Genomic DNA, 13,694 nt, shown 5'->3' with positions numbered 1-13,694 from the left:
CATCAAAATATTTCAACACCAGGTAAACAACGATAGGCAGGCGATACTTTGAAACATCTATCGCCAGAACCTTAGTCTCCCACAGGAAGATATCATTACCCAACCCATCGATTGCGTAACCGGGTGCGATCTCGATCGAGAAATCGCCTTTCTCACGAGCGATCACCCGCAGTTCGCCGGAGAAGTTCAACATCACCCCCGGTGAATGATGCAACCGGTTGTGGAGCCTGTGTTTCTCCAGGTCGTAGTCAACCAGGTGATTGAAATCGTCCTCCGAAGCGAAGAAGCCCCGGAAAAAGGATACACGCTTAAATTCCTTATTCTCCTCGGTCATCTCGTTCACCTTCCTGTATTTCATCAAGATTGTTATCAGTTTCTCCGACCCATGATTCCACACCTATCATGGAAGCCACTCCGACCTGCATAAAGTCGGCTTCTTCGACCTCAGGTTCGGCAAAGATCATGTAATAGTTCGTATGAGCCGGTTTCTCGGCCTGCACTATGGCATGAATCCGGCGGATCATCTCCAGCGGGGTCTCGTCGACGGTACGCGGGATCCTCACTGTGAAGCAATGCGCTTTCTCGATATAGCCGATGATGATCGAATCGACCCCGACCGTGGAAGCTACTCCTACCTGGAAACCGTTAAAGGGCCAGTAATTCTCTATAATCTCCGGTTCACTGTTGGTGTAAATTTTGAGGTACAGCGACAATCCACGGGGAGTACCGCGCAGTTTATAGATCTTCACGATATTGGCGATCAATTCGCGCTTCTTGGCCTCATCCCAGCTCTCATCGAGAGGTAGTGCCAGTATCGATGCCAGCCATGGTAGAAATTCAGAGGGAGTGTTGTAGGGCTCGAAATAAGTGTGAATCCGGTTCAGAATCCGATCAATCGGCAGATCGGGATGCTTGAAAAGCCACAGAAAGCGTTTCAGGAAATTCCCCTGCCGGACATCATACATGCGATAGATATTGGGCAGATAATTCAGGTAGCTCTTCGACGCGGCCACGATACGAATACCACCATCAGGCACATCCTCACCCGGCCGGGGATTCTGGTGCATGACCGTACCTTCGCGTGCCGGGTGTTCCTCGAATTCAATCGAACGGATCGGTATCTGTTCCAGCGCGCAGATCTTCTCTGCTTTTTCGAGATCATGCCCGATTAGTTTCGGCATCTTCTTTGACGCTGTCGCCTGTCCGGTAACCATCAATACTCTCTTCTGACCTGGAAGCTGTTCACATCGACAACATAGAAAAGCTGATTAGGCAGAGCCCTCATTTTGTCTATAAACAGTTTACGTTGTTCATCATATATTTCAAGGCGGTCGACATATTCGACGCCCTCGGTATCTTCCACAATTCTATAAAGATCGGTCTTGACCAAGGCTTTTCCGAACGACCATCCCCGGCCGTCATTGCCTCCATAGAGCGGATGCAGGTAACGCCGGATATTCTGCTCAAGATCGCGTTTGATCCGCTCGGGATCAGCACCGGTGGCGGTTACCTGGTAACGGATTTCAAAAGAGACCTCCAAATACGATGGTCGCTCGACATGGAGCCTGGTTGTCAACAGACGACGCGGTTCGAGATAATCGCGCACCAGGTTCAAAAGCTGTGTCGAAGGTGTGATCTTATCCGCCCGGGCACGCTGTTCGGGAGTCTCCTTCGGGATTACGATCAATGTAACCTCGCCCTCCGCTGGTGTGTTGGCAATACAATGCGTACGTGCTATATGCGACGAAGCTCTCTGAGCCAGCCATTCGTAGTCCTCGCGGGTGACCGCCCGGAAACGGTTGCGGAAAATCTGTGGCGCGCGCTGTTTGGCATCCGAGACCGTCTCCAGATCAGACCCGCCACTGGCCGGGAAGAAATTTATAACCGAGGCTATATTTGGATTTGCCCGACGAAGGATGGTCAGGCTTTTACTGCCGACATTGCCCTGCTCACCACCGCCGGTCGCATAGCGGCGGGCCACGATCGAATTCGTTCCCGAAGGGGGTCTCATGCCCTTGCGACCATCCCCAAATCTGATTTTGCCCTCGATATGATTGAGGATATAATGGCGCGCACTGCCGTCGGAGTTATAGAAATTGTCGACCTCATGCCACCTCACCCAGATTTTGGAAGGATTGCCGGCATTGTCAGTGACTGTATCGATAGCGTCGTCACCTTCTTCGGCCTTAATCTGTTCTTCTTCTTTTTTTGAAGGAGGAGTGTTTTCTCTAACCCATATCTCCTGCCCCTCCAAAACGGGAGGGTTGGAAAACTTATAAGTCTGATCAGGTGTGCCGTCTGAGGATCCCAAAATTTCCCCGCTTATCGTGGACTGGTTGAGCCCCATTACGCTATTAGTCAGGACCGCCTTGAGCATCGGCGCAACAGCGTAACCGCCATCCTGAAAGCGACACCGAATCCAGTAGTTTTTCTGCCCGAACTTTTCAACCGGCTTGAAATCGCGCGGAAAATCGAATTTGACCTGTCCGCTACACTTAAAATTCTCGGTAGTATCGATCGGCATCAGGTCTGCCCAGTCCTTGCCGTTATAGTATTCCCACCACAACTTCTGTTCCTGCCGGTTTTCAGTTCCGAAAATATCCCCGAAATAACGCGTGGTCAGCTCATCGACAGGCAGCCGCTGGTCTTCCTTGACAATGAAGCAGATGCCGTAACTGTCCTTTTCAGCGATCGACTTAAATGCCAGATAGAGACTGGGCGAACGATCCCTCTGCTCTTCAAATAATTGAAATGGGTTGTATTCCTTTTTGATAAGCCCGGAGAAATCGCGATATGTGAAATCCGCATAGGACTTCAGGTTGGAAACAAACACCGGCTTCTGGTTGTAACGCAATGTCAACATCTTTATGCAGGGTGGCCTGAGCGGGTTATCATCTTTCCAGACCCAGTTTTTACCGACCTGTTCGTAATGACCAGCCTGACCGTAATTGCCTTTAATCAGCCTGCACCGAATCCAGTGACCTTCCTGGCCGTTGACCTTGGTGGGGCTGAAATCCTCGGGACGATCGAATTTGATCTCGCCCGAATGTGTGAAAGCAAGTGTCGAATCTGTAAAGTTGAACTTTCCTGCCGGACGGCTGACCCCGGTGGGCGAAGTTGCACCCAACTCGACCCATTTTCGACCGTTGTAATATTCCCAGAGAAGTTCAAGGTCGGAAGATGCCACCGGCGCTTCGACAACCGAGGGGTCGGCCAGGTCGATATCCAGGATCACCTCCGCCTCGGTCTTGGAGAAGATATCCGGTGAGGAGATATAGAAAGCAAAATCGTACTTGGGTTCTTCCGAGAATGGGTAAACGCTTTTAGAGAAATCCAAAGGCAGGAAGATCGAACCTGCGATATTGGAGAAGCCGGCTTCAGGAGTCGGACCATCCTCGACAATTCGGGCCTCGACCGCGATCGTGTCCAGTTCCGTAATTTGCTCGCTCGACGGTATAGCGGTCAGTGTAGCCTTAAACCAGAAAGTCTCAACACCGTCGATTTCGGTTTTTTCGAGGTCGCCAAGTGGACCAGCGATTTCAATCAGGGTCTCATTTTCACCCAATGTCTCGGTGTATACCAATCTCGTGTTCAGTTCTTTGAAGCGTTTGCCGTTGAAATATTCCCAGTCGAGCATCGTTAAAAGCGCGCGCGCCTCCTCCGAGGCTCCTTTGAAACGCAGAAACAGGCTGGCCGATTCCGTTAACGCAGAAAATTTATCATCGCCCACAAAGACCGCTCTCTCGATCTGTGATACTCCCCCGAACACAGGAAAGCCGTCCGGCGATGGGTTATTTATAAAACTGCTGTTGTCGGAAACCGAATCACCGGCTGTGGTAACAACCCTGGCCAGATCTACAGGTGACAGCCTCAGATCCTCGGCCGTTTCGAAGACCACGCTGTCGGTCACCTCGGTCTGGCTGGTGGCAATCTGGGTACCGGCTGGAACCACGACACTCTCTTCGAGCCCTTGTCCGGGTGTAAAGGTCAGGTACGATTGAGCCGGTTGCGGTAACAGAAGCGACATCCCGATCAAATCGAGAAGTGCCACATAGGTCTTATCGGTAATCCGGTTGAGCTTGTAGATTTTCATCTCGGTCAACCAGGCGAACAGTTCCAGAAGAGTAATGCCCGGGTCTGAAGGATTGTGATCGGTCCATTCCGGGCAATAACGCGGAATCAGCCGACGCAATTCCTCCATAATATCGGCATGGGTCCTGTCATCCAGATTTGGGGGAGTTATTGGCATCAGACCTCACTTTTTTGCAGGTAGAACGGATACACGAGATTAAAAACATTGTTGGTTGTACGAACTTTATAATCTATCGCTATATTGATTATATGCGGTTGCTCGGGATCGGTATCGGCGGTCACCTTGACCTCGACAATGCGGGGTTCCCACTTTATCAGGGCTTCCTCGACATGGTAAACCGCCAGGGCACGGGTGTTGGCGTTGTTGGGAGCAAAGACAAGATCATGGATACCGCATCCGAAATCAGGGCGCATCTGCCGCTCGCCAAAAGCGGTGCCGACAATCAAAACGATTGCGTCCTCGATCGATTCCTCATAGCGCGACATCGCCACACCGCCACGACGGTCGACATCGACCGGAAATTTAAATCCCACACCCAGGAAATTTTTACGAGGCATTACAACTCCTATCCTATCATTACAGTTCCCGCCGCTATCACCTGTCCGATTGGCAGATCGACCGGATCGTTGCAGGTCATCGCCGTATCACCCATGCGTGCGGCCGGTTTACCGTTGATCATTACGGTCGGGGAACCCATGACTATCTTGCCCCTGTTGGTCGGAGGTTTCTGGAACGGCCCGCCCTGCGGGATATGCGGGGGCGTATTTGTCGCCTCGGAACCCATTACCGCCGCCGGCATTCCCATAATCTTGACATCCGTCGAACAACTCGAATCGATAATGCCCATAAACGGATGAGGCAACGGCGTCGGGACCGGCACACCTGCCGCGGCCGGTATCAGGATTATATGAATGTCTACCGCCGTGATCTTATCACCCTGCTTAGCTGCAGGCATTCCCATAGAAGAAACCTCTCCTCAATTTATATTGACAACAGCTCCCTTGACAGTCAGGGGACCGGAGGCCTCGACTTTTCCTGTTCCTGTCGATTCCACGGCAAAACCCGAGGTGCCTTTCAGTTTAAGCTGTTGACTAGCTTCTATATTTATATTCTGCGATTTCAGGTCGATTTTCATCGTGCCTTCAATCGTAATATTGTCAGATTTTATCGTGATCGAACCATCGGATTTCATGGTCAGCACGCTTTTCCCGGAGGAGGTCTTGATCTCGACCTGCTCTGATCCCGAAGTGTCATCGATCTTGATAATATGACCGCTACGAGACTTGATCATGCGGATATTGTTCTCGGAGCTGTGACTGTTCTCCGAAGGTGGCTGATCCTGGCCGTTGTAGAGCGACCCGACGACATAGGGATGGTTCACATCACCATGCTCGAATGCCACCAGGACTTCATCGTTGACTTCAGGGATAAACCAGCTCCCGCGATCGTTGCCGGTCATAAACTGGCAGACCCGGGCCCAATGGCTTTCCTCATCGGATGACAGCCACGGAAAACGGACCTTTACACGGCCGGTGTTTTCCGGATCATCGATGTTGGAAACGACCCCGATCACGACACCATAGTACCGCTGAGTCTGATCACTTTCACTGTTGGAACCACCGCTTAAAGCTCTTCGTAAAGGCATATCAGCCTGTCTCCTATTCGATTGGAGGAATCGTCAACTCGAGTCCCGGTTCGAGATCGAGCGGATCCTCAATCTGATTGTATTCCGCAATTCGACGCCACTCGGAGGCATCGTTGTATTCCCTGTGAGCAATCAGGCTGAGAGTATCTCCACGCCTGACAATCCTGTGCTTGGCACGATCAGCTGATTGCCTCGGTTGTCTCTGTAACTGCTCAAAAGTCGTCGTGTACTCTTTAATAGTCACATCCAGGACCGCCCGTACGGGAGTACCATCCTGGACGAACATTGTATATCTCTGCTTGAGCTTTTCAAAAACACCCTTGAACTGAAAATTTCCCCAGGTAAACAATGTCAAAGGCGGGCGATGCTTATCCGGGTCGACCATCAGAAGTTTCTCGATCTTTTCAGTATGAGTCCTGACATCGCTCTTTTCTTCGCTGGTATCGAAAAAAAGCTCCATCGACAGCTCCATGCGCATACCGGTCGTAAATGACGCCGCCGGAGCATCGAGCCCCAAAACTCGCTGCTCGGCCCAGGGGGTTTCCTTTTTGAGTTGATATTCGCTCGGATTGAAGAGAACCTGGAATGTATCATTTGTGTCGACATTGGTAATAGTAGCCTTTTCAAGAGACATCAGCGCTCACCTCCCATCCGTTCGCTCTCGGTTTCCAGGATTCGCTTCAGCCTGAAAAATATATCATCAATAGTCTGGTCATCGATTTTTATTTCTTCTGATACTTCTGCTGTCTGCCTACCTGATTGTATATTTTCGAGTTCTTCATCTTCGAGATCGAGAACCGTCAAACCATATCGCGACAGAGCGCTCTTTTTGCGAGTCGCAATCTGTCCTACCTGTGAAGGTAGATCCTGCTTCAGATGTTTGCCAATAGCGGTTCCGACCTCGAACGGCGGACGGTCCCATCCGCGCGGAAGATCGGCCTGCCTGTCAACTGCGGGAATAACACTGTCCGCTGGTTTTTTAATTTTTGAGGGTGTCAATGCCATACTTTCCCTGCCAGTCGCGGTCCTCTTGATCAAACTCGTCAGCAGTTCCGGCACCTTCGGTTTTTCGATATCACCGGCCAGTTTCACAGTCGGCTCGGGCAATGAGGGTGTTGCAATACCGCGCAATGCACTTAATTTATCAGGCAGACCTGTCTTTGACGGAATCTGGCCGGAAGAAGCCATCTCCAGAGCTTTACTTCCCGCGCCCAAAGGCATCCTCTGAAGCGCAGACCTGCCGGAGCTGATCAGACCGCCAATTTGATCTTTAGCGCTTTCTGTCATCGAGCCAATTTGTGGGATCATAGAAGACACACCCTGCTGAACGGAAGACATCATACTTGCACCACCTGCAATCGAACCGAAACCGGTCAGGCTCTTGATCTTCTGACTACCGGATCTCAGCGATTCTCCCGCTCCTTTAAATGCAGACGTTCCTTTCTTCACCAGGGAAGGCAGAAATCCTTTTGACCTGCCGGCAGTGGATTCAAGTGCTGAAGGTGCTCCCGGAATCAATTGAGGAACTTCCGAATCTGCCTGTGGCGCTCCCGCAGGCAAAGACATGGATTGTCCCGGTGGTGTAACAAAATTCAGCATATCAATACCGCTTTGTACAGGCGATCGATCGAACAATTCGAGATCGGGAGTGAACGAGCCAATCTGTGGAATCGCAGGCATTCCAGCGGATTCGGTCATCTCTGCGGCACGACCGGCCAGAGCCATCGCAGATCCGGCCAAACGCGATCTTCCTTGTGACAAACCGCTCGCGAGGGAGGTTGCTGACGGTCTCCTGACTTCCCTGCGAATTTCGAGTACCTGCTCGGCACCCTCACGAAGACTGCGGATTTGCCTCAACTGCACCGGGTCAGGACGATCAGGTATAACCGTATCAGTCAGGTTATCCATTTCAACCGGCAATTCAGTTGCCTCAAAACCACGTTCACGTCCTAACTTGCGCGTAAACAGCTTCATAGCCCCCCTGGCTTCGCTTACAGCCAGTTTCGGGAGGTCGGCCTTGAAAATCGGTTCAAAGCTCCCCAGGTCCAGTTTGCGGCCGATTTGAGCCACAATCTTGTGAGCATATTCAGGAAGCGTCGTACGCATCATCTTAGCCACATTCGCGTTCATAAACGTGCGCATGCGACCAATCGCGGGCAACCGCCCGGAAATTCCCTCTGCTGATCCGGCTTTGCGCGATTTTGATGTTTCAGCATCTGCTTTTTTAACTCGGGCTTTACCCTGCTTCAATGACTTTTTGATACTTGCGAAAACTTCTTTTGCCAAAGACACCGGATCAGATACCGGCTTATCTGAAGTACCAATATCGAGCAATGCCTGTGTTCCGGTCTTAAACGGTTTGAGGCTGATTGTCTCCATCTCGTCAGCTTCGAGTGAGGCATAAACCGGCAGGTGGCGCGTAATAAGGTCGGTCGTGAATGATCGCAGCGAACGAGCCGTACTGGCTACCTCGTCAGGTGAAACAATCGGCTGAGTTGTGGAAAATTCCTCTGCTTTCTGCGAAGTCATGAACATCCGCGCACGGCTCAAAACTGTTTCCTCGAACCTTCCCTCGAAATCTACAGCCGAGGGAAGCTCTTCTCTTTCAGGTTCTGACCTGGTGGAAATCTTTTCGAGTTGCGGTAACAGCGACAGCACCGCTTTTTGAGAGGGCGATTTCTCTGGTTGTTGCAGATGATGCTTGATTCTGCGTGCTAACGCCAGAGCGCGGCTTTGCTGTCTTTGTTGATGAGTTATCATCTCGGGACCGAGTTCCTCAGGAGCCGCCCCTGCGGATGCAGTCTCGGTTTGGATTTTGAGTGCAAACTCCCGGCTTCCGGGTACCTCGTATGGAACCTGCTCGAGCGAACCTGTCTGCTGGCCGGATATTTGAGTTTTCGTATCAGCAGATATCCTCTCCGAAGCCTGTTTAGATCCGAGCCTGCGGGTTGGAATGAAGTATCCTAACAATTTATCGCTGTCGACCGAACGGATCGGTTCTGCCATCTCCTCGGTGATCAGTTCAGCCGCCATTTCAGCTTCGAGTTCATGTTCCGGGGCTACAGCGATCCGCCTGATCCTGCGGGGTAGCGCATATCGTTTGCCCTCGAAATAATCGACCTGAGTGATTGTACGAATCCGTCGTTTGCTCCAGCGCTTCTTACGGGTAAGGTAAATAAACTGGCCCTCATAGATAAACAAACTCGGCAGTTCCTCGGTTTGTCCGGCTGGGGATATATACCGATCGATAATTGATTTGACCTGGTCTTCAATCCGCGACATGCGAGTTTGCGCAAATTCGTGGCCGTAATCACGCACGAAACTATCGAGTTTCTTCAGCTTCAACTTATCCGGATCGAGAAACTGTCCCGGGTTGTATTTTTCTATTATCGTGTGGTAAAGATCGCTTTTGGATTTTGTGCTTATGGTTGCGCTTTCGGATTTCCGGCTCTTTTCAATATTCTGATCTTCTCTACCGAAGTAAATCTGCGGATCGAAATTGAGATACGGTTCGCTCGTAATCAAAGCCTCAGGTCCAAGGTACAACTTGCCATGTTCGAACTGGATCACATTGAATTTACTTTCAAGATCGAACTCAAAGCGGTCAGCCGGAATCCCCGACGCGAACTCCGTCATCTGGGCCAAATAACTTTTGAGGGCCGTCTCCTGTTCACGCAGTTTCTGGCCCATACGCAGATCTTCGAGGCTGGCTCGGGCGGGACGGGATTCGAAGGCGTTTTTTTCCATCAGGTGCCTCTGCACCTTGACTTTTAACTGCCTCAGTTTTTCAATCCAGTGCCTGTCCATCAGATCTCCACCAGCTCGATACCTTCATGGATGATCGTCAAACTCTCAACCATCAATTTCGTGATATCCGTACTCAGTCCCCGTGTTTTCCAGCTGACCGGGAAAGCTCTGCGGAAATTCCAACGTTTAATCACATCCATATTATCATTGTAAAGTATTATCGATCCCGACTTGCGGTCAACCGGCTCATTGGATTCTATTGAATCATAGAGCCATTTGAAAAGTGAATTGGAACTGATCATCCCGCGTGAGAGAACGATCTCGGATTGCACCGCGTGTCCGGGAAAGTAGCGGGGTGAGGAGTTGTCACCACCTTCATGGTATTCAACCACATTACGCTTAAGGCTCATTCCGGTAACCTCGGTAAAATAAGCTTCCGCGATACCATCAATTTCAACCGCGAAAAAAATCGATATATTGTGATCTTCACGTTCCGCCAGAGCGGGCATCGACTACTCCTTCTGGGTCTCCATAGTTTTCTGAGCCACCCGTACGATAATGAACTCCGCGGGCCTGACAATCGCGACACCTATTTCAATGATCAACTCGCCACGGTCTCTTATCTCAGCGGGATTGTTTTCTTCATCGATTTTAATATAAAACGCTTCCTCGACGCTGTCCCCCTGCAGGTAACCTTTGCGCCATAAATCGCGCAGGAAAATGCTGACGTGGCGCTTGATCTCCTGCCACAGCGACGGATCATTGGGTTCGAACACGACCCATTGCGTACCACTCTCGATCGACTCGGCAATCATGTTGAAAGTCCGCCGCACATTGACATAACGATAAGCGGGATCGGACGAAAGAGTGCGCGCTCCCCAGACACGAATTCCGCGCCCGGGAAATGCCAGCACGGCGTTGATCCCTTCCGGGTTCAACATCTCGGTATCATACTGGGTCAGCTCGCTGTCGCTGTCGACAACACCTTCGATTTCATGATTGGCAAACGAATGATGGGTGCCACCTTCGATATCGAGCCTGGCGATCATCCCGGCTACATAGCCCGACGGTGGAACCGGTTTGACCGGCAGGACAGCTTCGGATTGATAGACTTTTGCCTTGAACCAGGGCCATACAGTTGCGGCATAGGAACTGTCGATTCTTTCACGCCATTTCATCGCCTTGCGGATACTCAGATTCGGTGGCGGATCGATTAAAAGAAACTGGTAGCGACCGTTCTCGACACGATCTATCGCGTTGCGGATTACCGCGCGAACACCTTCTTCTCCGCCAAATCCGGGCAAGTTCAAATGACTGTACAGATCGGGCAGAGCGATTACACGGCCCTCCTCGATCCTATCCAGCATTGCCATCCCCGTATATGAGTCACTCTCAGCTAAGCCGATATAATCATCAGGGATAAGGCTCGAGAAACCATCCTTACCTTCGCTTAACCGATAACTCCCGATCGCGGGAAGCAGGACTGTATTGCCTGCAGTCAAAGCTTCTATATTTACAAGCTGAGAGTCTTTGTTGATCCTGTTGACTATACTCTGACTGGCAGATGCTGTCGGTGACAAATTCCTGAATTTTTCCTTGATGTCACCGCACTTAATGTCCAGATCGTAACGCATTGCATAGACTGAAACAGAATCCCATTCGTAGTACTCATTTTTCAATGATCCCGGTACTATCCTGATCCGGTTGCCCTCGATCGCCTCGACCTGCACAAAATCGCGCTTTTCCTCGCCTTTTAAATAAAGCAGATCACCCCTGGAAAACCTGTGTGTCGATTCGAGACTGATTGAATCGCTTGATTGGGAAGCTTCGGACACCAGATATGAACTCACTAACGGACGGCTGTTTGAAAGCTCGATCGAAATCCTGTTGCCCCAGGTTCCGCCCGATTCAGCTTCTACCTCAAAGAGAGGTTTTTTGCGAACGGAGTCTATCTGAACCGAGGAGGGAGTGAGGATTTCCTCGGTTGCCCTGCGGTTGAGATGAGCTACGCGGACGATATAACATTTGCGCCCACCGTTTAGAAAGAAACCATAGACCGCGTATGGCAGATATGTCGAAGGCAGAAACTGTCCGAATTTCTGTTTGAAATCTGTAAACGAATTCACCCCGACTGCCCGGTTAACGGGTCCGCGTTCTGTGACACCGAAAAACACGGCACAATCGGTTCGGACTATTTCGAGTTGTTTTTCTTCACGCCCGGTTTTCTCTATGTGAATTCCGGGTGAATAGTACTCAGGCATTAATGATCATCCATGAGACTGCCCAATTATTTAAATTTTTCCTCCAGAAGCGGCTTCAGCATGGAAGCGTCGATCACCTCCACTTCGAACCCGGAGGGAACCATGAAGGCTTCATCCGGAATATCGTCATAGGAGATATCCTGAAGGATCGAATTCGCCAGAAGGTTGAATGACATGGATGGCATACTCATGCCCTCGTTCCATATTTCGACGGATATTTTGACCGAAGACTCGACAGCGACTGCCGGATCCAGCGCCCAGGATTTATCAATCAACTCAGGATCGATACCCAGCAATCCGAAAGCTTCTTTAATATAACCATGATATTTTTCCGGAAAGTAAGTCTCTTTCATACTGTTCCAGTTGCGCGAAAACAGCTCGTACTGCTCGATATCCTCAGTCATCCAGGAGACACCGTCGACCTTGACACGCAATTCACCCGGCACCTGCTCCACGGGGACATTGATATTGATACCGAAATCATATTTGATCTGGTAGCAATCATAACCGGATATGCTTTTCAGCTCGTTATTCACTTCCATTGAAAAGCCGGTAATCTCATAATACTGCGTTATCATTGGAACATAAGATTTCAGTGTATCCATGATCCACTGAAGCATTTCAGGCCTGATCGTTTCGTACAAGGAACCGATCCTGATATCCTGACACTTGGATTCTTCCCACTCACAGGACAGAAGCCGATCATTGGGAAGATCCATAACCACCATGGCTTTCGTCTTCACGGATGTATCAGTTTCGGAGGGCAGTCCAATCTCCATATCCGTAAAAAAAGCGACTTCGCCTTCCCTGATTAACTGGGATTGATTCATCTCGAACTCGGTGATAAAGGGAATACCGCTCAAAGACGTCTTAATATCGATCGTCATATCAGCGTACACGAAGCCGAGCATTGAAAGCCAAATCGTTGCGATCATTGCCAGGACTGTAATACCTTTTTTCATCATTCAACCTTGTATCTAAATATATCTTTATTTCATTATAATCGCTACATACCGAGCGGACTGAATCCACCGCCCCCCGGCATAGCCGCGTTGTCTACCTTTTCGAAGCCTTCCGGCTGGACAAATTCGGAAGCATTGATCTCAGCTTCAGCCGCCTCGATCAGGTTCGTATTCATGTTGATGGTCATCGGCATCTTAAACATCTGGCCCATGCCCTGCTTCATCTCCTCGGTCATCTCCATATCAACCACGATTTTCATTGTACCTTCGAGAGGCACATATTCCGAGAACTGCATGGCCTCTTCGACCATAGCTTTATCAATTCCAAGTTTTTCCAGAATCGGGGTCATTCCGGTCAAGCCGCCTTGTCCACTCTTGAAAAACAGGTTCTGCATTACTTCCATCTGCTTTTTATAGTTCTTGTAGTCATCAAAATCCGTGGTGCCCCAGTAGGAGCCATCGATCTTGATGTTCATCGGCATTGGCTCCGGTCCCATCATCTTGGCCTTGATATCGACATCCGCAGTGAAAGCCATCTCCTCGGCCTTGTGGCCCTTGATGTCTTTGGTTTTTCCGCTCATACCCATCTTAATACTCTTGATGGTCACCATTTCCTTGATGCTGTCGACCACGTCATCCAGCATACTCATCATATCGGCCAGCGAATCGACCATGCTTTCGCCATGCATTGAATATGTCGAATCCATGTAATTGACGATGATGATCTGATTGCCGCCCTTGACTATGCTTCTCGTCCGGGTAGACATCTGTGGCATCATCGGATTCTGCATCGATTGCTCGATTGCCAGCTGATCCCCTTTAATAAGGTACGTTTGTTTGGTGGTCAGGTTTCCCATCATAGGAATACCTGTCATAACCATCTCCTGCTTGACCGCAAAATCAGCTGTAAGCGTGGCACTAAAAAGCAGGCCCAAAAGAACAGTTACAAGCAGGCTTTTCTTTATTAGTTTCATCATTCCTCCAGT

Annotated in this window: 10 protein-coding genes and 1 pseudogene; all 11 read right to left on the bottom strand. The window is 50.2% G+C overall.

Going from position 1 to position 13,694, the window contains the following annotated elements; genetic code table 11:
• Positions 1-317: 317 nt before the first annotated feature.
• The 11 genes and pseudogenes from GF404_05600 to GF404_05550 all read right to left on the bottom strand — a co-directional run bounded on the left by GF404_05600 (position 318) and on the right by GF404_05550 (position 13,685).
• Positions 318-1,214 carry a hypothetical protein gene (locus GF404_05600; protein MBD3381656.1) on the bottom strand — a complete coding sequence of 299 codons (897 nt, stop codon included), beginning with the start codon at positions 1,212-1,214 and terminating at the stop codon, positions 318-320.
• Entirely contained in the window at positions 1,214-4,249 is a 3,036-nt protein-coding gene (locus GF404_05595) for a putative baseplate assembly protein (protein MBD3381655.1), read from the bottom strand. The genes GF404_05600 and GF404_05595 overlap by 1 nt, the downstream gene beginning before the upstream one ends.
• Entirely contained in the window at positions 4,249-4,650 is a 402-nt protein-coding gene (locus GF404_05590; protein MBD3381654.1) for a baseplate protein, read from the bottom strand. The genes GF404_05595 and GF404_05590 overlap by 1 nt, the downstream gene beginning before the upstream one ends.
• A gap of 8 nt (positions 4,651-4,658) precedes the next feature.
• Complete coding sequence (locus GF404_05585) at positions 4,659-5,054, bottom strand: hypothetical protein (protein ID MBD3381653.1); 396 nt, start codon at positions 5,052-5,054, stop codon at positions 4,659-4,661.
• A gap of 15 nt (positions 5,055-5,069) precedes the next feature.
• Entirely contained in the window at positions 5,070-5,738 is a 669-nt protein-coding gene (locus GF404_05580) for a phage tail protein (GenBank protein ID MBD3381652.1), read from the bottom strand.
• Positions 5,739-5,751: 13 nt separating this feature from the next.
• Positions 5,752-6,372: a LysM peptidoglycan-binding domain-containing protein gene (locus tag GF404_05575; GenBank protein ID MBD3381651.1), complete on the bottom strand. Its 621-nt coding sequence runs from the start codon at positions 6,370-6,372 to the stop codon at positions 5,752-5,754.
• Positions 6,372-9,545 carry a hypothetical protein gene (locus GF404_05570; GenBank protein MBD3381650.1) on the bottom strand — a complete coding sequence of 1,058 codons (3,174 nt, stop codon included), beginning with the start codon at positions 9,543-9,545 and terminating at the stop codon, positions 6,372-6,374. The genes GF404_05575 and GF404_05570 overlap by 1 nt, the downstream gene beginning before the upstream one ends.
• Entirely contained in the window at positions 9,545-9,994 is a 450-nt protein-coding gene (locus GF404_05565) for a hypothetical protein (protein MBD3381649.1), read from the bottom strand. Before GF404_05565 ends, GF404_05570 begins: the two co-directional genes overlap by 1 nt.
• 3 nt (positions 9,995-9,997) lie before the next feature.
• Positions 9,998-11,746, bottom strand: a pseudogene (locus tag GF404_05560) (hypothetical protein).
• A gap of 26 nt (positions 11,747-11,772) precedes the next feature.
• A complete protein-coding gene (locus tag GF404_05555; GenBank protein MBD3381648.1) occupies positions 11,773-12,711 on the bottom strand; it encodes a hypothetical protein in 939 nt (312 codons plus the stop codon).
• 41 nt (positions 12,712-12,752) lie between these two features.
• A complete protein-coding gene (locus tag GF404_05550; protein MBD3381647.1) occupies positions 12,753-13,685 on the bottom strand; it encodes a hypothetical protein in 933 nt (310 codons plus the stop codon).
• Positions 13,686-13,694 lie beyond the last annotated feature (9 nt).

The organism is Candidatus Zixiibacteriota bacterium (genome assembly GCA_014728145.1).
Taxonomy (GTDB): Bacteria; Zixibacteria; MSB-5A5; order JAABVY01; family JAABVY01; genus WJMC01.
This window is presented reverse-complemented; position numbering and strand designations above follow the sequence as displayed.